At 63.3% G+C, this 20,887-nt stretch carries 13 protein-coding genes and 1 pseudogene; 6 read left to right on the forward strand and 8 right to left on the reverse strand.

What is annotated here, in order from left to right; translation table 11 throughout:
• Positions 1-25 precede the first annotated feature (25 nt).
• Positions 26-1,210, forward strand: coding sequence for a two-component system response regulator RssB (gene rssB / locus Q1W70_RS19570; RefSeq protein WP_166590027.1), 1,185 nt, complete (start codon positions 26-28; stop codon positions 1,208-1,210).
• A complete protein-coding gene (rssC, locus tag Q1W70_RS19575; RefSeq protein WP_095082307.1) occupies positions 1,207-1,689 on the forward strand; it encodes an anti-sigma factor antagonist RssC in 483 nt (160 codons plus the stop codon). The genes rssB and rssC overlap by 4 nt, the downstream gene beginning before the upstream one ends.
• Before the next feature lie 119 nt (positions 1,690-1,808).
• Here rssC and tal read toward each other — a convergent pair whose 3' ends face one another.
• From tal to Q1W70_RS19590, 3 genes are all read right to left on the reverse strand, one after another.
• Entirely contained in the window at positions 1,809-2,735 is a 927-nt protein-coding gene (tal, locus tag Q1W70_RS19580; RefSeq protein WP_166590018.1) for a transaldolase, read from the reverse strand.
• Positions 2,736-2,912: 177 nt separating this feature from the next.
• Positions 2,913-3,914, reverse strand: coding sequence for a tRNA dihydrouridine(20/20a) synthase DusA (dusA, locus tag Q1W70_RS19585; RefSeq protein ID WP_185818159.1), 1,002 nt, complete (start codon positions 3,912-3,914; stop codon positions 2,913-2,915).
• A gap of 109 nt (positions 3,915-4,023) precedes the next feature.
• The gene (locus Q1W70_RS19590; RefSeq protein WP_232534550.1) at positions 4,024-4,239 is read right to left on the reverse strand and encodes a hypothetical protein; all 216 of its coding nucleotides are present in this window, start codon (positions 4,237-4,239) and stop codon (positions 4,024-4,026) included.
• On the opposite strand from Q1W70_RS19590, the gene Q1W70_RS19595 reads away from it, so the two are divergent.
• Entirely contained in the window at positions 4,216-4,479 is a 264-nt protein-coding gene (locus Q1W70_RS19595; protein WP_232534549.1) for a hypothetical protein, read from the forward strand. The two genes, Q1W70_RS19590 and Q1W70_RS19595, sit on opposite strands and share 24 nt — an antisense overlap.
• A 354-nt stretch (positions 4,480-4,833) precedes the next feature.
• Here the strand turns inward: Q1W70_RS19595 and fabF are convergent, their stop codons facing one another.
• Positions 4,834-6,102 carry a beta-ketoacyl-ACP synthase II gene (gene fabF, locus Q1W70_RS19600; protein ID WP_265537975.1) on the reverse strand — a complete coding sequence of 423 codons (1,269 nt, stop codon included), beginning with the start codon at positions 6,100-6,102 and terminating at the stop codon, positions 4,834-4,836.
• A gap of 114 nt (positions 6,103-6,216) precedes the next feature.
• Between fabF and Q1W70_RS19605 the strand changes: the two genes are divergently transcribed.
• The gene (locus Q1W70_RS19605; protein WP_166590023.1) at positions 6,217-6,708 is read left to right on the forward strand and encodes a winged helix-turn-helix transcriptional regulator; all 492 of its coding nucleotides are present in this window, start codon (positions 6,217-6,219) and stop codon (positions 6,706-6,708) included.
• A gap of 31 nt (positions 6,709-6,739) precedes the next feature.
• Here Q1W70_RS19605 and Q1W70_RS19610 read toward each other — a convergent pair whose 3' ends face one another.
• Complete coding sequence (locus tag Q1W70_RS19610) at positions 6,740-7,228, reverse strand: hypothetical protein (protein WP_166589969.1); 489 nt, start codon at positions 7,226-7,228, stop codon at positions 6,740-6,742.
• A gap of 472 nt (positions 7,229-7,700) precedes the next feature.
• On the opposite strand from Q1W70_RS19610, the pseudogene Q1W70_RS19615 reads away from it, so the two are divergent.
• Positions 7,701-15,225 (forward strand): annotated as a pseudogene (locus tag Q1W70_RS19615) (SDR family NAD(P)-dependent oxidoreductase).
• Positions 15,226-15,247: 22 nt separating this feature from the next.
• The gene (locus Q1W70_RS19620; RefSeq protein ID WP_302097781.1) at positions 15,248-16,600 is read left to right on the forward strand and encodes an aminotransferase class I/II-fold pyridoxal phosphate-dependent enzyme; all 1,353 of its coding nucleotides are present in this window, start codon (positions 15,248-15,250) and stop codon (positions 16,598-16,600) included.
• A gap of 538 nt (positions 16,601-17,138) precedes the next feature.
• On the opposite strand, the gene Q1W70_RS19625 is transcribed toward Q1W70_RS19620, so the two are convergent.
• Genes Q1W70_RS19625 through Q1W70_RS19635 form a run of 3 tightly spaced genes read right to left on the reverse strand, consistent with a single transcriptional unit; the run spans position 17,139 to position 20,887 of the window.
• Positions 17,139-18,182, reverse strand: coding sequence for a phytanoyl-CoA dioxygenase family protein (locus Q1W70_RS19625; protein ID WP_166589966.1), 1,044 nt, complete (start codon positions 18,180-18,182; stop codon positions 17,139-17,141).
• A 3-nt stretch (positions 18,183-18,185) separates the two neighbouring features.
• Positions 18,186-20,312, reverse strand: a complete 2,127-nt coding sequence (locus tag Q1W70_RS19630; protein ID WP_302097782.1) for a capsule polysaccharide biogenesis protein — start codon at positions 20,310-20,312, stop codon at positions 18,186-18,188.
• Complete coding sequence (locus tag Q1W70_RS19635; protein WP_302097783.1) at positions 20,309-20,887, reverse strand: GNAT family N-acetyltransferase; 579 nt, start codon at positions 20,885-20,887, stop codon at positions 20,309-20,311. Before Q1W70_RS19635 ends, Q1W70_RS19630 begins: the two co-directional genes overlap by 4 nt.

Here is a 20,887-nt window from a genome sequence, read left to right on the forward strand (position 1 = left end):
CCTAATTCTGGCGCCGTTTGCCCACATGCAAAAAACCAGTGCCACGCTGCTGATAATCGATGACGACGAAGTAGTGCGCGCGAGTCTCGCGGCCTATTTGGAAGACAGTGGGTTCAGCGTCCTGCAGGCCAGCAATGGACTGCAAGGACTAGCGGTATTCGAGCAAAGCCACCCCGATCTCGTGATCTGCGATCTGCGCATGCCGCAGATGGGCGGGCTCGAGCTCATTCGCCAGGTGACCGACCTGTCGCCGCAAACACCGGTGATCGTGGTGTCCGGTGCCGGCGTCATGAACGACGCGGTCGAAGCCTTGCGCTTGGGCGCGGCAGACTACCTGATCAAGCCGCTGGAAGACCTGGCTGTGCTCGAGCACTCTGTGCGCCGAGCCCTGGATCGCGCGCGCCTGCTCCTGGAGAACCAGCGTTACCGGACCAAACTCGAAACCGCCAACCGTGAGCTCGAGGCCAGCCTGAACCTGCTGCAGGAAGACCAGAACGCCGGTCGCCAGGTACAGATGAACATGTTGCCGGTGAGCCCCTGGACCATCGACGACTTCAAGTTCGCTCACCAGATCATCCCCTCGTTGTACCTGTCGGGTGACTTTGTCGACTATTTTCGGGTCGACGAGCGCCGGGTCGCGTTCTACCTGGCGGACGTTTCCGGGCATGGCGCGTCTTCGGCCTTCGTCACCGTGCTGCTGAAGTTCATGACCACGCGCCTGCTGTTCGAGTCCAAGCGCAATGGCACCTTGCCAGAATTCACCCCTTCAGAGGTACTCGGCCATATCAACCGGGGCCTGATCAGCTGTAAGCTGGGCAAACATGTCACGATGGTCGGTGGAGTCATCGACGAGGAGACCGGTTTGTTGACCTATAGCATCGGCGGACACCTGCCGTTGCCAGTGTTGTACACGCCAGACAGTGTGGGATACCTCGAAGGCCGTGGTCTGCCGGTGGGCTTGTTCAATGAAGCCACCTACGAAGACCACGTCATCGAATTGCCACCGGTGTTCAGCCTGACGCTGATGTCCGATGGCATTCTGGACCTTTTGCCAGAACCGACACTCAAAGAAAAAGAGGCCGCCTTACCGCAACGGGTAAGATCGGCGGGCGGCAGCCTGGATGGTCTGCGGCAGGTTTTTGGATTGGCCACGCTAGGGGAGATGCCGGATGATATCGCCCTGTTAGTGTTGAGCAGGAATCTTCAATGAGTACCGGTAGAATCCAGTTCGCCGAGCAGGATGGCACCTTTGTCCTGAAGTTCGTCGGTGAGGTTCGCCTGACCCTGTGTTCGGCGTTGGATGCGACTATCGAGCGGATCTTCACTGCGTTGAATTTCAACGCGATCGTGATCGACCTGACCGAAACCCGCAGCATCGACAGCACCACCCTGGGCCTGTTGGCCAAGCTGTCGATCATGTCGCGGCAAAAGGTCGGCCTGCTGCCGACCGTCGTCACCACCCACGAAGACATCACCCGTCTGTTGGAGTCCATGGGTTTCGAGCAGGTGTTCAACATCGTTGACCGCCCGGTGCCGTGCCCGGAGTGTCTGACCGACCTGCCTGACCAGGATCAGTCCGAAGAAGTGGTGCGGATCAAGGTGCTGGAAGCGCACAAGATCCTCATGGGCCTCAACGACTCCAATCGTGAAGCGTTCCATGACCTGGTAAACGCCCTCGAGCGGCACTGATAGCTTCCGTAGTCCCTCGGCTGGCCGCTTGCCAGCCAAAGTGAACGCCGCGTCAAACCGCGCAGACAAAAAAGGGCGAACCCAACAGGGTTCGCCCTTTTTGCATGGCTAGATCGACCTCACAATTTGGCCTGCAGCAGCGCCTCCAGCTTTTCCTGGTCCCGGGCAAACTGACGAATGCCTTCGGCCAGCTTCTCGGTGGCCATTGCATCTTCGTTGGACGCCCAGCGGAATTGGGCCTCGTTCAGGCTCTGGCGTGCTTCGCCGGCATGGCCTGGCGTCAGTTGGCGCTCCAGCTTGCCGGTGTCGGCCGCCAGCTTCTCGATCAGATCAGGGCTGATGGTCAGGCGATCGCAGCCCGCCAGTTGCTCGATCTGATTGAGGTTGCGGAAGCTCGCGCCCATGACTACGGTCTTGTAGTCATTGGCCTTGTAGTAGTTGTAGATGCGCGTCACCGACTGCACGCCCGGATCATCGGCGCCACTGTAGTCGGTACCGTTGGCCTTCTTGTACCAGTCGTAGATGCGCCCCACGAACGGCGAAATCAGGAACACCCCGGCTTCGGCGCAGGCCACTGCCTGGGCGAAGGAGAACAGCAGGGTCAGGTTGGTCTGGATGCCTTCGCGCTCCAACTGTTCAGCGGCGCGGATGCCTTCCCAGGTGGAGGCGATCTTGATCAGCACGCGTTCACGGCCGATGCCGGCCTTGTCGTAGAGCTCGATCAGGCGGTGCGCACGCTTGAGCATGGCCTCGGTATCGAACGACAGGCGCGCATCCACTTCAGTGGAAATGCGCCCGGGAATCACTTTGAGAATCTCCTGGCCCACTGCGACCCCAAAACGGTCACTGGCCAGGCCTACGTCGCCCTTGCAGTCGGTAACGCTGGCGTTGAGCAGTTCGGCATAGGCAGGAATGGCCGCAGCCTTGAGCAGCAACGAGGGGTTGGTGGTAGCGTCCACGGGTTTGACGCGGGCAATCGCTTCAAAATCGCCGGTATCGGCCACGACGGTGGTGAATCGTTTAAGTTGTTCCAGCTTGGAAGTCATGGGTGTGCTCTATCCTGTGGGTCTGCTGACATTACCCGAGCGCTGACAGCCACTCAAGGGCGCAAATGCGTAACAACGGCCTGGGCGGCAACATCTGCAAAACAGATGTTTGAAAGGCCCGGCGCTCTCCGCTAACTACGATGGCAAAACCGCCCACAGGTTCAATCGCGGCGACGGCTAGCGGCCTTCCAGCAGCGCTGCCGCCTGATCGAGCAGGGCCAGTGGGTCCTTGGCCTTGTGGATGTCCACCGACAGCAACTGCCGAAACTTGCGCGCCCCCGGAAAGCCCGTGCCGAGCCCCAGGACATGCCGAGTGATGTGGTGCATCGCGCCGCCGGCCTCAAGGTGTGCCGCGATGTACGGACGCAACTGCGTCAGCGCCTCGGCCCGGCTGATCACCGGCGCCGTGCTGCCAAACAGCTGCTGATCCACCTCGGCCAGCAGATAAGGATTGTGATACGCCTCACGCCCCAGCATCACCCCGTCAAAGGTCGCCAAATGCTCATGGCAGGCCTCCAGCGTCTTGATCCCGCCGTTAAGGATGATCTCCAGTTCCGGGAAATCCGCCTTCAGCTGCGCCGCCACGTCATAGCGCAGCGGTGGAATATCGCGGTTCTCCTTGGGCGACAACCCCTCAAGAATCGCAATTCGCGCATGCACGGTAAAACTGGTGCAGCCGGCATCGCGCACCGTACCGACGAAATCACGCAGTTGCGCGTAACTGTCACGTCCATTGATCCCGATCCGATGCTTGACCGTGACCGGAATCGACACCGCATCGCGCATCGCCTTCACACAATCGGCCACCAACTGCGGATGCCCCATCAGGCACGCACCAATCATATTGTTCTGCACCCGATCACTCGGGCAGCCGACGTTCAGGTTCACCTCGTCATACCCATGCTCCTGCGCCATCCGCGCACAGGCCGCCAGATCCAGCGGAACACTGCCACCCAACTGCAACGCCAGCGGATGCTCCGCCTCGTTGTGCCGCAGGAAACGCTCGTGATCACCGTTGAGCAAGGCACCGGTGGTGACCATTTCGGTGTAGAGCAAGGCGTGTTTGGAGAGCAGGCGCAGGAAGAAACGGCAATGGCGGTCGGTCCAATCCATCATCGGCGCAACGGAAAACCGGCGAGAAAAAACTGGGGGAGTAGTCGATGCGGTTGAATGAGGCATGGGTATCTGAATCAGGAGGGTGAGGCGGGGCGAGGAGTTTATCAGGAATGGAGGGTGGGTTGGGGTTGCGTCGAGGCGCCCGGACGAGGCTCGTGGCGTCTGACACTATTTAACTGGCTACTGCGGGTGCCGGCAGATTATCCAGTGCGTTGCGGGCCTGGTAGTGGCTCTTGGAGCCAAGCCAGGTGAGCAGGCCTGTCACCCCGAAGAAGGTGAACAAGCCCGATACATACAGGGCGATGGCCGGGAAGAACAGCACCAGCACACAGAGCACCACCACTATGCCGGAGTTGACCATGGCATGCCGAAGTGGGTTCTTGGACACTTCGCCGTTGCTTTCCTAGGCGGCATAAACAGTGTGCTTGCCAAGGGATTTGACGCAGGAAAGTCGCACGGTGTTGCCTGGTTTGATCATGCTGTCCAGATAGTTCTGGCAGCGGATGTGCCTGATACGTTTGCCGCCGATCTTGATGTACTCGTAATCGGTAACAGTGCCGTTGCTGATGACGCCATTACCGGTTTCTTATTGCTCCTGCCATTGTGCACCCAAGTGTTCAGTCAATAATGTGATGCTGCTCGTTGCTGCTGCGCCTACATGCCGGCGGTGGTCAGGGTTCGTGCGTTTTTCAGCGGGGTTTCCCGACGTACTTTGTTTAGAAGGGAGTGATGGCATATCGCCTCCTTCTCGCGGGCGCACTAACCACTAGCGCTCGAAAAATCACTCATTATTTTTTGTTTGAAGGCTCTGGAATGGGGTTGTAGCTTGTTTTGAGGGTGTACGGTGCAAGCGCTGGGCGGCGGAGGGTGGGGGCGTCCGGATTGATGGTCAGTCTCTAGGGGGGAATCAGGCGCAAAGTTCCTGGCGGGAAAAGCCGAGGGCGACCGCCAGGGGCGCCCTCGATGCATCCGGTTTGCGCGCTTAAACCCAGCGCCGAAACAGCACGCTGGCATTCACCCCGCCAAACCCGAAGCCGTTGGACAGTGCATATTCCATCGGCATGTACCGAGCCTCGCCGCGAACCAAGTCAAGGCCGTCGGCAGCGCTGTCCGCGTCTTGTAGGTTTAGGGTTGCCGGCGCGACCTGGTCACGCAGGGCCAGGATGGCGAAGATCGCTTCGATGCCGCCGGCAGCCCCGAGCAGGTGGCCAGTGGCGGATTTGGTGGCGCTGATCGCCAGGCCGCTGTGGGTGCCGAACACGGTCTTGATCGCCGCCAGTTCCCCTTTGTCGCCGACTGGGGTCGAGGTGGCGTGGGCGTTCAAGTGCTGGACCTGGGATGCTTGCACGCCGGCCTGGCGCAGGGCTTGTTGCATGGCTCGGCGGGCGCCGTCTCCGTCTTCCGGGCCGGCGGTCATGTGGTAGGCATCGGCACTGGTGCCATAGCCCACCAGTTCTGCGATCGGTTTGGCGCCACGAGCCAGGGCATGTTCCAGTTCTTCGATCACCAGCAGGCCGGCGCCTTCGCCCATGACAAAACCGTCGCGCGCTGTATCGAAGGGGCGAGAGGCCTGTTCGGGTGTTTCATTGTGATCGCTGGATAGCGCTCGTGCCGCCGCGAAGCCGGCCAGGCTGACGCGGTGAATGGCCGCTTCAGCCCCACCACAAACGGCAACGTCCACTTCCCCGGCGCGGATCATTCGCGCGGCGTCGCCAATGGCTTGAACCCCAGCGGCGCACGCCGTCACTGGGGCGCCCAGCGGTCCCTTGAGGCCATGCTGGATTGAAACGTGGCCAGCGGCCATGTTGCTCAGGAACGACGGGATGGTGAAGGGCGACAGGCGACGCGGCCCCTTGCTGTCCGTGGTGCGTACGGCCTCGGCGATCGCCGGAAAGCCACCCACACCCGAGGCGATAATGGTCGCAGTGCGCTCCTGCTGCTCCGCGGTCTGCGGCGCCCAGCCCGCTTGTGCCAGGGCTTCATGGGCGGCGGCCAGGGCAAACAGAATGAAGCGATCCATTTTGCGCTGTTCTTTCGCCGCCAACAGTTGGTCGGGATCGAAGCCGGCTTCAGGGTCCTGCGTTCGATCGGGAACCTGGCCGCCGATGCTGATCGACAGGTCGCCAATCAGCGATTCTGGAAGTCGGCGAATGCCGGATTGTCCCGCCAGCAGGCGTCGCCAAACCGGTTCGACTCCGCAGCCCAGCGGGGTCAGTGCGCCCATGCCTGTGACAACAATGCGTTTGCTCATGACGGTCCAACTCCTTCAGATTTGTCGGGGATAGTGATGTGTGGACGTAACTATCATCATGAAAGTAACATGCTCGAACGACAAATGTCCGAGCGCATCACCCAAGGAGCCGTCATGCAACGCAAAACCCTGGCCCACGCCGAATGCCCGATCGCCCGCAGCCTGGAAAGGGTCGGTGAGTGGTGGAGTATCTTGATCATGCGTGATGCCTTGCACGGGCTGCGCCGATTCGACGAGTTTTCCCGCAGCTTGGACATTGCGCCGAACATGCTCACTCGCCGCCTTAACTCATTGGTTGAGGATGGGTTGCTGGAGCGCCACGCCTACAGTCAGCGGCCTTTGCGTTATGAATACGTGCCAACTGCTCGTGGGGAGGACTTTCGCGTGGTGCTCATGGCTTTTGTGGCGTGGGGTAACAGGCACTTTGCGCCGGAAGGGGAGAGCGTGCAGATTGTCGAGCGAGAGACCGGCAGACCAGTGCAGTTGATGACGGCGGATATGGCTGACGGGCATCTGGTGCCATTGGCGCAATGCACGGTGCAGGCGGGGCCGGCGGCGAGCGCCGGCATGCGTCAGCGGATGGGGGCTGTGCCGAAGTGTCCATAGTGCTCGGTCGCCGGCGCGGCAATCGACCGGGTCACAGTCCCAGGCCTTCCTCTACGATCCACAGTAGATTTTCTTCATTCCAGGCTACCGGGGCTTGAGCGACCTGTCCCAGAGGCGGGATTTTCTGCAGGGTCCATTGCGACTCTCCGTGCTCATCGATGCTACGCAGTGCGCGAAGGTTTTTCCCCGGCAGGTGAATTTCGACCAGGCCGTCGGCTTTGGTTGAAAAACGCGCTATCGGGTCGAACGTGATGGTGCGGTGCAGGGCTTCGAGTACTAACTGGTCAATCGCGTAGTTATAGGTGGCGCCGCTCGGATGGCGCTCGAACACGTGAGTGGGGTTGCGGCGGATGCCAAGGCCTGCCTCGATCAATGGGGCCAGCCAGGTTTCGACCTGGTGGTAGAGGTCGTTGACTTGGGTCGGCCAGTGGTCGATAGCCGTGTCGGTGCAGATCTCGGTCTCGTCGGTTCGTTGCAGGCGGTTCCTGAGTTTTGCCGCCAACTCGTCTGCCTTGTTCATATCGATTCCTCGTCAGATTGTTCAGGTCATAGTAGCCACGCTCAAGGTGAGTACGTATTGCTCCCGATCATGTTGTGCAAGGGCGGCGACCAAGTTGCCCGTGAACCCAGTCTAGCTGAGCGGATACTGCGAAGTGACAGTTGAGATGTTCAGGAAGTGGCCTATAGACAGCATCTAACCGAGTCTCTCTTCGCAGTGAACCAATTCGAACATTTAACCCAACAACCATCGCTTAGGGTTTTCCCTGACCGTCGAGACCGCGTATTATTCCCACAAATATGTCTGAAGATTACCTGCGTGTAACCGTCAGGTCATCAGCCTTGCGCCCCCCGGCGTGCTATGCAAGGCAACCTCCAGATGAAAAAGATTATCCTCAGGTGACGTTTAGCGACTTGCCAAAAAATATATCGGCCAGGCATGCGGCTGTCCGCAGGATGGGACGGTGTCCGGTAGCGTTTTAAAGGAATGGGTTTTGACAAAGCGTAGACAGGTAGCAATTGTTGGTTGTTCTTTTCGTTTCCCCGGTTCCACAACCAGCAGTTTCTGGCAGAACCTGATGACGGGGCAGGACCTGGTGACCCAGGTCGATGCCTCGCGCTGGGACCATGCCGAGTTCCTGCACCCGGACAAGGCCAACCCTGCCACCAGCTACACCTTCGCCGCCGGATCGCTGGGCGACATCAGTGCGTTTGACGCGGGCTTCTTCAATATTTCGCCCCGTGAAGCGGCAGTGATGGACCCCCAGCAGCGCATCCTGCTGGAGATGTGCTGGGAAACCTTCGAGAACGCCGGCGTCAAGCCGTCGAGCCTGCGTGGCAGCAATTGCGGGGTGTACCTGGGCATTGCTGGCGTCGAGCAGGCCTATCGCCTGGTCGAAGACCTGGCCTCGATCGATGCGGCCACCGCCACCGGCAATACCATGAGCATTGCCGCCAACCGTCTGTCCTTTTTCTATGACCTGCGCGGGCCGAGCATGGCCATCGATACCGCGTGCTCGTCGTCCCTGGTGGCTTTCCACCAGGCCTGCCAGGCGATCATCAGCGGTGATATCGACCAGGCCGTGACGGGCGGCATCAGCCTGCACATGCACCCCTTCGGCTTCATGATTTTCGCCAAGGCCTCGATGCTCTCGCGCACCGGGCGCTGCCAGGCGTTCGATGAGCGCGGCGACGGTTATGCGCGCTCCGAGGGCGGTGGTCTGTTCCTGCTCAAGGATTACGATCAGGCGCTGGCCGATGGCAACCCGATTCTTGCGGTGGTTGCGGCCAGTGCGGTCAACACCGATGGACGCAAGTCGAGCCTGACCCTGCCGAGTGCCGATGCGCAGGCGGCGCTGCTCAAGCGCACCTATGCCAAGGCCGGGATCGATCCGTCGCAGTCTCGACTACCTGGAAGCCCACGGCACGGGCACGGCCGTCGGCGACCCGATCGAGACCCGCGCCATCGGTGAGGCCCTGGGCCAGGCCCGGAAGGCCGGCAACCCGTTGCCGATCGGTTCGATCAAGAGCAACCTCGGTCACCTCGAGGCAGCTTCCGGCGTTGCCGGCCTGATGAAGGCCCTCAATTGCCTGATCGAACGGGAAGTGCCGGCGACCATCGGCATTGAAGAACTCAACCCGAATATCCCGTTTGCCGACCTGAACCTGCAGGTGGTCACCGAAAGCCGCGCGCTGAAAGCTGAAGGGCAGTTGACCGTCGGCATCAACTCCTTCGGATTTGGTGGCGCCAACGCCCACGTGATCCTGCAAAGTGCCGAGCCACTGCCGGCGTCCACCGCTGCCGGCAACACCCGGCGTGTGCCGCTGCTGCTCAGCGCCAAGGATGCCGAAGGCCTGCGTGCGACGGCCGAGGGGTTTGCCGAGTACCTGGCCGCCCACCCGCAGGGCAATTATTACGATGTGGCCTACCAGGCCATGTTCCGCCGCGATGCCCACCCCCATCGTTTGCTGTTGATCGCGGCCGACCCGGCCGAGGCCGCGCAGGCACTGGCCGACTATGCCCAAGACCCGAGCCTCAGTGAGCTGAGCTCGGTGCTTGAGGTGGGCCAGGCCCTGGATAAAGTCCAAGGCCCGGTGTTCGTGTACTCCGGCAATGGTTCGCAATGGCAAGGCATGGGCCGGGCGATGCTCGGCCAGCCGGTGTTCGACGCCGCAGTGGCCGAAGTCGATGCGCTGTTCCAGCCGCTGGCCGGCTATTCATTGCGTGCTGAACTGTTGGGTGAAAATGGCGAGGGGCGTTATGCGCGCACCGAGATCGCTCAGCCGGCCTTGTTCGCCCTGCAGGTGGCAGTCACTCGCGTACTGGCCGCCCAGGGCTTCCATCCGGCGGCAGTGATCGGGCACAGCGTGGGCGAAGTCGCCGCGGCCTGGGCCAGCGGTGCACTGAGTCTGGAAGACGCGACCCAGGTTATTTTCCATCGCAGCCGTTTGCAGGGCACGACCCGCGGCACCGGGAAAATGGCTGCCGTTGGTCTCAGTGGCGAGGCCACGGCGATATTGCTGGTGGAACTGGGGCTGGACGATCAGGTGGTTCTGGCCGGCGAAAACAGTGCGCGAGGCGCTACGGTGGCCGGCCCTGTCGATGCCCTCAGCGAACTCGAACAGGCCCTGACCGAACGCCAGGTGTTTGTCCGTCTGCTAGACCTGGACTATGCCTTCCACTCCCCGGCGATGAACCCGATCGAGCAGCAAGTGATTGCCGATCTGGCGCACATCCGCCCGCGCAGTGCGAAGATTCCGTTTTATTCCACAGTGGTCGGCGGCGAGCTGGACGGTCAACGTCTGGACAGCCGTTACTGGTGGCAGAACATTCGCTTCCCGGTGCTGTTCCAGGGCGCGATGGACGAGTTGGTCGGGCAGGGTTTCAACCTGTTCGTCGAGGTCGGTCCGCACCCGATCCTGCGCTCCTACGTCAGCGATGCCTTGACCCAGCGCGAGCTGGCCGGTCAGGTGCTCGCTACCTTGCTGCGCAAGGACGACAGTGCGGCACTGCTTGAGCGTTGCGTGGCGCGGCTGTTGATCGCCGGTGCCGAGCCGGATTGGCAGCAACAATTCCCGGTGGCCGGCAGCAACCTGCGCCTGCCTAACTACGCCTGGCAGCGCGAACGTTTTGAACTGCCGGTCAGCGCCGAGTCGTTCGGCGTGCTGGCGCGCGAACGTGTGCACCCATTGCTGGGCTACCCGCTGGCCGACCGTGCCCTGACCTGGGAAAACCGTCTCGACACGCAACTGTTCCCGACCCTGGCTGACCACAAGGTCGGTGAAGCGGTGTTGTTCCCTGGCGCCGGTTTCACCGAGTTGGCGCTGGCCGTGGCCTTGCTGCATCAGCCGGGCGAGTTCGTCGACATCGAAGAGCTGGAGATTCACAACCCGCTGTTGCTCGGCAACGAAGGCAGCAAGAAGATCCGGGTCAACATCGAGGAGGCCGACGGCACCCTGCGGATCACCTCGCGCAGCCTGGCCCAACGTGAAGAGTGGGTCCAGCACGTGGTCGCGCGCCTGCCCGGCGAAGCCCGTGGCGTATTGCTCGGCACCCGTGCGCCGGCCCTGCCACAGCGCCCGGCCGACTTCACCGGCGAACAGCATCTGGCGCTGACCCGGGCCGTGGGCCTGAACTATGGTCCGGCCTATCAGGCCGTGGCGGCGGTGTGGGTCGAACCGGCGCACATCCTGGCGCAATTGAGCGTGCCCCAGGCCATCAGCCAAGAGCTGGCGACCCTGCACCTGCATCCCGCCTTGCTCGACGGTGCGTTCCAGTTGATCACCGAATTGCTGGTCGGTCAGCCGGGCAGCAACAAGGGCCTGGCGTTCATCCCGGTCAAGCTGGGGCGTGTTGCCTTTGCCAAGGCCGGCGGCGTGCCGTGCCTGGCCCAAGTGCGTCAGCTCAAGCGTACCGAGCATTCGTTGCTGGTGGATTTCACCCTGTACGACGCGAGCGGCGCAGCGGTGTTGTTCATCAAGGACGCACGTTTCCGTGGCGTGCGCCTGCAACGCGACCGCTCCCATGACATCAAGCGCCTGGCCCACGTTGGCCTCGCCGCGCCAGGTCAGGTGGTGCCCGTGCTGCGTGCGGCCAGCAGCACCACGCCACTGGTTGAACACCTGCAGGGGCTGGCCGATGAGCCGGTGCAGCAGCGTTATCTCAATGAAGTCGAGCCGTTGCTCGATGCCCTGTGCGCGAGCTTCGTGCAGGACCTGGTCGAGCAGGCCGGTGGCCGCTTGAGCGCCGAACAGGTTGCGTTGTGGTCGCAACAGGACGGTGTGCCGAGCGATTACCTGGCGACCTTGCTGCGCCAGGGCCTGGAAGACGGCAGCCTGGATTGCGATGCCGACGGCAACTGGTGCGTCGCCGAGGTCGGCGAGCGTCCGGCTTCCGAAGCCATCTGGCAGGAGCTGTTCCAGAGCTATCCGGAGCACTTCCAGATCATCCATTCGGTGGGCCGCATCGGTCGCCACCTGCTGTCCCTGCTCGACGCTCGCCAGACCCTGGAGCAGTTGCTGCCACGGGAAACCAGCGGTGCCAATCTGTCGCGCCTGGTGCTGGGTGCCGCAGGTCAGCAGCGGCTGCTCGCCGGCCTGCGCGAAACCCTGGCCCAGCGCCTCGCCGCGTTGCCGGCCGGGCAGCGCCTGCGGGTGCTGGAGTTTGGTTTTGGCGGTTCATCCTTTGCCGAATCGCTGTACGCGGGAATCGATTTTGATCGCGTCGACTACAGCTACTGCGTAGCAGAACCCGAGCTGGCACAGATGCTCGGCGATGATTGCCCGGCACTGCAGGTCATCGATTTTGAACAACTGAGCGGCGCCGCAGGTTACGACTGGGTGCTGTTGCCGACCGACCTGGCGGCCCTGGACAACATTGGCGAAGCGCTGCGCCAGGCAGCCAGCCACCTCAACCCGCACGGGCAGTTGGCCGTGCTGGCGCAACACCCGACGCGCTGGGCCGACTTCGTGTTCGGTGCCCAGGCCGACTGGTGGCTGGCCGGCCCGGAGCAGGCATTGTCGCGTCAACAGCGGCCGCAGTTCTGGCTGCATGAGTTGCAGCGTCACGGCCTGAGCGTCAGCCACACCCTGGAAGCATTGCCGGGCAATGCCTGCGGCAGTTACCTGCTGCTGGCCGGTCATGGCGCGAGTGCCGCGGCCACTTTGCCGGAGGTCACCGTGCAACGCTGGGCGTTGCTGGCCGAATCCGGGCAGGCGGCTGCCGAGCAACTGGCCCAGGCCCTGCGTGAGCAAGGCCAGCAGGTCAGCCTGTTGCACCCAGGTGATGCGCAGTCCCTGGCGCAACAACTTGCGGCGTTGGATCAAGCGCCAGAGCACGTGTTGCACCTGGCCGGTTTTGACAGCAGCCAAGGGCTCGATGGCCAGGGCGCGCGGTGCATGCTGGCTGCGGCGCTGGTCCAGGCCTGCGAGTCGCTGGCGATCGCGCCACAGTGCTGGCTGCTGACCCGTGGCGCGGCGGGTCACCTGTACGCTGCCGAACAAAGCAGCGCTGTCGATGCCATTGCCGATGCGGCGTTCTGGGGCTTCGGCCGGACCCTGGCGAACGAATCTGCCAGTTGCCGGATCCGTCTGCTCGACCTGGCCTGCGCTGCGCCTGTCGCCAGCCTGGTCGCGGCCCTGTTGCACGCCGACGCCGAGACCGAAGTGGCGATCAGCGCCGACGGCCAGCGTTATGTGCCGCGCTTGCGTGTCCTGCACGAACAAAACGGTGCCAGTGCCGACGGCAACACGCGCATCAGCCTGGGCTTCGACCTGCCGGGGCAACTGCGTAACCTGCGCTGGGAAGCCCGCGAGCTGACCGCGCCGGCGGCGGACGAACTGGACATTGAAGTGCGCGCCACTGGCCTGAACTTCCGTGACGTGATGTTTGCCCTCGGCCTGCTGTCCGATGAGGCCATCGAAAATGGCTTCTCCGGGCCGACCATGGGCTTTGAGTTTTCCGGTGTGGTGCACGGCAAAGGGTCTGCGGTGTTCGGCGACTTCGCCCTGGGCGACCGCGTAGTGGGCTTCGGTCCGCGCAGTTTCGCCAACCGCCTGGTGACCAACGCCAATGCCGTGGCTCGCATCCCCGAGGGCATGTCCTTCGAGGCGGCGGCGACCATCCCAAGTACTTTCTTCACCGTGTACTACGCGCTGCATCATCTGGCGCGTCTGGAGCCCGGCGAGAAGGTGCTGATCCACGGCGCCGCCGGTGGTGTCGGGATTGCCGCGATCCAGATCGCCAAGTGGTGTGGTGCCGAGATCTATGCCACCGCCGGCAGCGATGAGAAGCGCGACTTCCTGCGTCTGCTGGGGGTCGACAAGGTCTTTGATTCGCGTTCCCTGGCCTATGCCGATGAGGTGTTGGCCCTGACCGACGGGCGTGGCGTTGACGTGGTGCTCAACTCCCTGGCTGGCGAAGCGATCAACCGCAACTTCCAGGTGCTTAAGCCATTCGGCCGCTTCCTGGAACTGGGCAAGCGTGACTTCTACCAGAACACCCGCATCGGCCTGCGTCCGTTCCGCAACAACATCAGCTACTTCGGCATCGACGCCGACCAGTTGATGAGCGAGCGTCCGGACCTGACCCGTCGTCTGTTCGGGCAAATGATGGAACTGTTCGAGCAGGGCATCCTGCACCCGTTGCCGTTCCGCGAATTCGACGCCAACCACGTGACCGAGGCCTTCCGCTACATGCAGCAGGCGCGGCAGATCGGCAAGATCGTGGTGACCTATGGCAACCCGATCGAACGCCTGGTGGAAACCCGCGAACAGCCAGTGCAGTCGTTGCAACTCAGCGCCGAGGCGACCTACCTGGTCACGGGCGGCCTGGGCGGCTTCGGCCTGCGCACCGCGCAGTGGCTGGTGGACAAGGGCGCGCGGCACCTGGTGCTGCTTGGTCGTCGTGGCCCGGCCAGTGTCGAGGCGCAGCCGTGCCTGGCCGCCTGGCAGGCGCAGGGTATCGACGTGCAAGCGCTGGCGTGCGACATCACCGATGTGATGCAGGTGCGCGGTGTGTTCGAGCGCATTGCCGCCAGCCCGTATCCGTTACGTGGCCTGGTGCATGCGGCGACAGTGATCGACGACAGTCTGATTCGCAACCTTGATGCCGAACAACTGCAGCGCGTGCTGGAGCCCAAAGCCAAGGGCGCGCAATACCTGCATGAGCTGACCCGTGAGTTGCCGTTGGACTTCTTCGTGATGTTCTCCTCGGCCACCACCCTGTTCGGCAACCCGGGCCAGGCCAACTACGTGGCTGCCAACTATTGGCTCGAAGCGTTGGCTCGGCATCGTCGTGGTCACGGCCTGGCTGCCACCGCCGTGCTCTGGGGGGCGATCGACGACGTTGGCTTCCTGGCGCGCAACGAGCAGATCAAGGATGCGCTGCAAAGCCGCATGGGGGGCGCCGCGTTACGCGCCGAAGTGGCGTTGGCGCACCTGGAGCAGATGCTGCTCAAGGGTGACGACGGGATCGGCGTGCTGGAGCTGGAGTGGAAAGCCCTGTCGCGCTTCCTGCCCAGCGCTGCGACCCCGCGCTTCCTCGAACTGGTCCGCGCCCATGGCGGCGACCAGGACGACGAGAATGACGCCGAGGACATCCAGCGCATGCTCGCCGAGCTTGATGACGAGCAACTGCTGGAGCGTTTCGTCGAACTGCTCAAGCACGAAGTCTGCGAGATTCTGCGCTTGCCGGCCGCGCGCCTGGACACCCAGCGTCCTCTGCAGGAGCTGGGCCTGGACTCGTTGATGAGTGTCGAGTTGGTGGTGGCGCTGGAAGAACGCTTCGGCATTCGCCTGCCGGTGATGGAACTCAGCGAGAGTTCCAGCATCGATAAGCTCAGCGTGCGCATCCTTGAGCTGCTGCGTGGCGAAGCGGGGGCCAATGACACGGCGGCGCCTGCCGCCCTGGCGGAAAACGTATTGGCCCGCCACGGCAGTGAATTGAGCCGCGAGCAAATGGCCGAGCTGAACGCCGAACTGGCTGACAGCGCTGCGGCACCTAACCGTCTGATTGAGTGATGTTTGATTGAGTGATAGTGCGATGACTGCAAAAACGCCCACCGGCCTGAGTGTCGGGATCAAGCAACGGTTGATCCAGCAAGCGCTGGAGCGCCGTCGCAGCGAGGCGGGCGACGCGGCCGTTGGCGCCACCCTGGAGCAAGCGCAACAGGCGGCGCTGAAGGTGCCGGAAGCGTTTTATCGCTTCGACCAGCATCCTGGCTATCAGCAGTTGCGCGTGATGCAACAGGGCGCGGCGCGCCTGGGCCTGAGCAGCCCGTTCTTTCGTTTGCACGAAGGCCTGGCGGGCGCTGAGACCTCTATCGGTGCCCGGGAATACGTCAACTTCGCCAGCTACAACTACCTCGGCTACTCCGGTCACCCGGCGGTGGCCGAAGCGGCCAAGGCGGCCATCGACCGTTACGGCACCTCGGTGTCGGCCAGCCGGCTGGTGTCCGGCGATCGTCCGCTGCACCGCGAGCTGGAGCGAGAGTTGGCCAATCTGTATGAGGTCGACGATGCGATCGTGTTCGTCAGCGGCCATGCCACCAACGTCACCACCATCGGCCATCTGTTCGGCCCCCGAGACCTGGTGTTGCACGACGAGTTGATCCACAACAGTGTCCTGCAAGGCATCCAGTTGTCCGGTGCGCGACGCCTGAGCTTCGCCCACAACGATTGGCAGGCCCTGGACCGGATTCTCGGTGAGCAGCGCCAGCACTTCGAGCGGGTGCTGGTGGTGGTCGAAGGCATCTACAGCATGGACGGCGACTACCCGGACCTGCCGCGTTTCGTCGAACTCAAGCACAAGCACAAAATCTTCCTGATGGTCGATGAAGCGCATTCGCTGGGAGTGATGGGGGCGACCGGCAAAGGCATTCGCGAGCACTTCGACCTGGCCGGAGATGACGTCGATATCTGGATGGGTACGCTGAGCAAGGCCCTGGCCAGTTGCGGTGGCTACATTGCCGGCAGCACGGCGCTGGTCGAGCACTTGAAATTTCTCGCTCCAGGCTTCCTCTACAGCGTCGGCATGCCACCTTCGGTGACGGCTTCGGCACTGGCAGCGTTGCGTTGCCTGGCCAACGACGGTGATCGGGTGCGGACGGTGCAGGCGCGAGGTGAGCTGTTCCTGCGCCTGGCCAAGGCCGCTGGCCTGAACACCGCCACCAGCACCGGCCTGGCCGTGATCCCGGTGATCACCGGCAGTTCGTTCAAGGCCGGGCGACTGTCCAGCGCTTTGTTCGATCGCGGGATCAACGCCCAGCCGATCCTTTACCCGGCGGTTCCCGAGCACGTCGCGCGAGTGCGCTTCTTTGTCTCGTGTGAGCACACTGAAGAGCAAATCATCCAGACCGTGGCCATCGTCGCCGAAGAGCTGGCCAAGATCGGTTGAGCCCAGGCGGCATCTCTACCGGGAATCACCCCCGATAAAACTGTAGGAGCGAGCTTGCTCGCGATGGTCTCGAGAGCGCCGGGTTCATCCTGGATGCCCGCGTTATCGTTGACGACCATCGCGAGCAAGCTCGCTCCTACAGGGTTTGGAGTCGTTCACACATCTTGTGTTGTTGAGCACATCCATTGTGGGAGCGAGCCTGCTCGCGATGGTCTCGAGAGCGCCGGGTTCATCCTGGATGCCTGCGTTATCGTTGACGACCATCGCGAGCAAGCTCGCTCCTACAGGGTTTGGAGTCGTTCACACATCTTGTGTTGTTGAGCACATCCATTGTGGGAGCGAGCCTGCTCGCGATGGTCTCGAGAGCGCCGGGTTCATCCTGGATGCCTGCGTTATCGTTGACGACCATCGTGAGCAAGCTCGCACCTACAGGGGGTGGAGTCGGTCTGCATTTTGTGTTGTGAGCACATGCATTGTGGGAGCGAGCTTGCTCGCGATGGTCTGGAGAACGCCGCGGGCAAGCCTGCAAACCGCTCTCTCAGATGTACGGCTTTTCGTAGGCGTTGAGCTGTTCGATGAAGCGCCAGTGGCTGCGTTTGTCGAAGCCCATCAGGCGCTTGAGGCGGATGTCCCAGCGCATGTGGTGGTTGGCGATCCAAGGCAGGGCGAACAGGTGGGCGCCGCGCCAGGGGATGAATGGGTTGCGGCGCAGGCTGGCATAGATTTCCACGCGATGGCTGGGGCGCAGGCTCGGGCAGCGGGCGTGGAAGCCCGAGGTGTCGGCCACCACCAGGGTGTTGGCCGGGACCGAGAAGCGTCGGGGGGCCGGCAAGCCCAGTTCGGCCAATTCGTGTTCATGAATGCGGAACGAGCCTTCGCGGTGCATCTGCTCGTGGGAGCGTGCCGCGCCGAGGCTTTGGCGATATTCCCAGGCCAGGCGCTCCGGCGTCAGGCGATGGGAGCCGGGTACGTAACTGAACGGCCCCTGGTCGTCGGCCACATCATCGAGAAACAGCCAGGCCTTGGCCGTTGGGTGGAAGGTGTCGGCGTGCAGGCGGGTTTGCGGGTCCTGCTCGGCGTTCACCCCATCGATCACGATCGACTGCAGTTGATAGGTGATTCCGCCGGTGTTCGACGAGGCATACGCAATCAGGTCGCGCACGCTCCGGTCAGCGACAAAGGCGGCGCTGGCCGGGTTTTTCGCCAGCACGTCCTGGTCCAGGCTGACTCGCCGAGTCACCGCCTTACCCTGGCGCATCTCCCAGCCGGTGCTGCGCAGGTCGCCCAATTCAGCGCGCAAGGCGGCAAACTGCTCGGCGGGCAGGGCGTTCTCGCGTACGAAAAAACCCTGTTCCTCGAAGCTCGCCAGCTCTGCGCCATCCAGCCGTGGCGCCAGGGCCCGGCGGCGCATGGCGGCCATGCCCATGGCCAGTTGGCGGCGCTGTACATGCAAGCCCAGGGCGTTGAGCCGGGCGCTGCCCAGCACCGGGTTGTTCTCGAACGATTTGGCGTGGGTCAGCAATTGCAGGCAATGCCAGGGAAGTGCCGCATAACGGCCCAGGTCCTTCAGTGATGCAGGCATGGTCTAATCCTTGAGTGGGACTGATGCACGGTCGCAGCCGAGCATGGTCCGGGTGTAGTTGCGCAGCGGCAGCAGACGCGCAGGAAGCGTCAGGCGCGGCGGCCTCGGGGTCGACAGGCATGTCAGGGCATGCCAGGCATCGCAGGGCATAGCTTGCTGGAGGTCGGCATAGCGCGCATAGCGCAACAGGGCGCCGGCTACCAACTGGTCCAGGGTCAGGCGCCGGGTGCGGCGCGCTAAAGGCTGCTGGTCACGTGTCAGGCCCCAGCCGGCATAAAACGGGGTGCCATAGGTGACCACTGTGAGGCCGCGCAGTAACGCTTCGAAACCGGCAGTGGAACTGAGGGTGTGCACTTCATCGACCTGCCCATACAGGCGGGCGATATCGATCCCTGGCAGCACCTGGTCCGCCAGGCCCAGCAGACGATCGCTCGACACCGCGCCATGGCGCTTGCCGGCTTCGACATCCGGGTGCGGTTTGTAGACGATCCAGGCATCGGGAGCGTTGAGTCGTACCTGTTTCAGCAGCTCGAAATTGTCGAGCAGGGGGCCGGCGCTGCAGCGCACCGAGGCATCGTCCTCCACTTGGCCGGGCACCAGGATCCGGCGTTGTCCGGGACGGGCGCAGACCTGACCGGCCAGGTCACTCTTGAGGTTGAACTTGCTGGCCCCCAGGGTCACGATCCGCTCACGCAGGCGCGCGGCCTCGGCCAGCGTGGCCTCATCGAACTCCTCGTGCTGGAGCAGCGACTCCAGGTCGCTGCTGGCGCTGGCATCGAAGTGCATGCCGCTGCGGTCGAGCACCAGCGACAGGGCCGGTGCATTCAGTGCGCCGAGCCCGTTGGAGCGCAGAAAGCCGTCTTCAATTCGCCACACAGCGACCCCATGACGGCTGGCGCGAGCCTTGAGATCGGCCGGCTCACGCGCCGCCCAGACCAACAGCTTGCCGCCTTTGGCCGCGACGTCCGTGACCAGTGCCGGGCGGTCTTCGCAGAAGTCCAGGCGACCCCAGCGGCTGCTGAAAAAGCGGCGGACGTTGTGCTGTTTGTGACGCTTGACCCCCAGCACCGTGAAGTGCCCGGCAAACTCACTATCCCGGGCCTTCTGGCGTGCCAGTTGATGGGCTACGGTCAGGGCGTCGGTGGGCTGGCTGGTCAGCGGGTCGACGTAGCGGCAGTAGCGCACGTAGGCCGCTGCCACCAGTTGCTCCAGGTCCGGTCGCGCCTGGCGCCGGGCAATCGGCATGCGGTCGTCGGTCAGGCCCCAGCCGGCATAGAACGGCAGGCCAAAACAGGTCACCGGCACACCCTGGATCAAGGCCTCCAGTCCCGCCTGGCTGGTGCCGATGTAGACCCGCCGGGCCCGTCGGGCCAGCGAGGCCCAGGACACCGGGCGCGCTTCCAGGGTGACGCCGCGCTCGGTGGCCGCCGCCAGCAGGCAACTGGGTTTCTGGCCGCCGACGCAGTCGGGGTGAATGCGTACGCGCACCTCGGCATCGGGGTTTTCCGCCAGGGCTGCGTCGAGCATGCGCACATAGTCGGCCTCACACAAACCGCCACCGGGGATCGAGTAGTCGCCGGCCGTCTGGTCCACCACCAACACCAATGGACGCTCGCGGCCCAAGGGGTCATTCGGGTCGAGGTCCGGGGCGTTGTTGTACTTGCCGATGCCACTGCTGCGCATCAGGGCGATCAGTTGTCGCGCGCTGTCCAGTTCCGCAGCGGTCAGGCTGGCGGGATCCTGGAGGATGTTTTCCAGCAGCGAAGGGCGGTCGGCCAGGTAGTGGATGCCCACCGGATCGACCACCAGGGACATGGGTGTGTCGCCCTCGATGCCCAGCGATGAGGAGCGCAGGAAGCCGTCTTCGATGGCGATGTAGGGCAGGCCCCAGCGCTTGCACAGCACTCGCGCCTGGGCCGAGGAGTCCTTATAGCCGATCCCGGCAATGGCCTTCAGGCCCTTGGGTGCATGCCGCCCACGGCGCCACAACCAGAAGGGCGAACCTTCCGGCCCGAGGAACTGCGGCAAGTGCAGGACATTCCACGCTACCCACTGCTGCATGATGCCGACCCAGCCCGGGCCTTCTACCAGCGGCGCCAGCTTGATCGGTGGCGATTCGAGGCCGTTCAAAGGACCGTCTCCAGGCGCCGCTGCATGCTGCGCACCGGTGGCCAGGGCACCCAGCGCTTGCGCAGCAACCGGAAACCGTTATGCAGGTAGAGCGCACGGGCGCGATCGTTGTCCAGCGGCACTTCCAGAAACACCTCCTTGAAGCCACGGGCCGCGGCCTGTTGGCAGCAGGCCTGGACCAGCGCCGAGCCAATGCCGTGGTGGCGGGCCGTCTTGCTCACGCGCAAGCCATACAGCAGGAACGGATAGCGCCACTCCCGCAGTTCACTGAGGCAGAATCCGGCAAACCGCAGCCAGCCCATCGGCCAGCCGAACTCACGGACAAAGGGTTGCGGGCGCAGCGCGAAGGGGCCGCGCAGATGGTGCTTGAAGGCGACATAACCCACAGCGGCGCCGTCTTCGAGGGCCAATAGCACGCGGTCCCAGTGAATGCTGGTGCCGAGCAGCCGCTCGCGGCAGGCATTGTCGCCGATCAGGAAGGCCAGGGAGCCGCGCCCACCCGTGACCAGGTGCGCCAGTTGCGGATTCGCCAGCGCCTCAGGCGTCAGGTCGCTGCCCAGAACGATCTTGGCCAC

Source organism: Pseudomonas kielensis (assembly GCF_030505375.1).
GTDB lineage: Bacteria > Pseudomonadota > Gammaproteobacteria > Pseudomonadales > Pseudomonadaceae > Aquipseudomonas > Aquipseudomonas kielensis.

Coding starts and splice junctions, on each gene's coding strand:
- rssB (WP_166590027.1), top strand. CDS start 26: ATGCAAAAAACCAGTGCCACGCTGCTGATAATCGATGACGACGAAGTA.
- rssC (WP_095082307.1), top strand. CDS start 1,207: ATGAGTACCGGTAGAATCCAGTTCGCCGAGCAGGATGGCACCTTTGTC.
- tal (WP_166590018.1), bottom strand. CDS start 2,735: ATGACTTCCAAGCTGGAACAACTTAAACGATTCACCACCGTCGTGGCC.
- dusA (WP_185818159.1), bottom strand. CDS start 3,914: ATGCCTCATTCAACCGCATCGACTACTCCCCCAGTTTTTTCTCGCCGG.
- Q1W70_RS19595 (WP_232534549.1), top strand. CDS start 4,216: ATGCCGAAGTGGGTTCTTGGACACTTCGCCGTTGCTTTCCTAGGCGGC.
- fabF (WP_265537975.1), bottom strand. CDS start 6,102: ATGAGCAAACGCATTGTTGTCACAGGCATGGGCGCACTGACCCCGCTG.
- Q1W70_RS19605 (WP_166590023.1), top strand. CDS start 6,217: ATGCAACGCAAAACCCTGGCCCACGCCGAATGCCCGATCGCCCGCAGC.
- Q1W70_RS19610 (WP_166589969.1), bottom strand. CDS start 7,228: ATGAACAAGGCAGACGAGTTGGCGGCAAAACTCAGGAACCGCCTGCAA.
- Q1W70_RS19620 (WP_302097781.1), top strand. CDS start 15,248: ATGACTGCAAAAACGCCCACCGGCCTGAGTGTCGGGATCAAGCAACGG.
- Q1W70_RS19625 (WP_166589966.1), bottom strand. CDS start 18,182: ATGCCTGCATCACTGAAGGACCTGGGCCGTTATGCGGCACTTCCCTGG.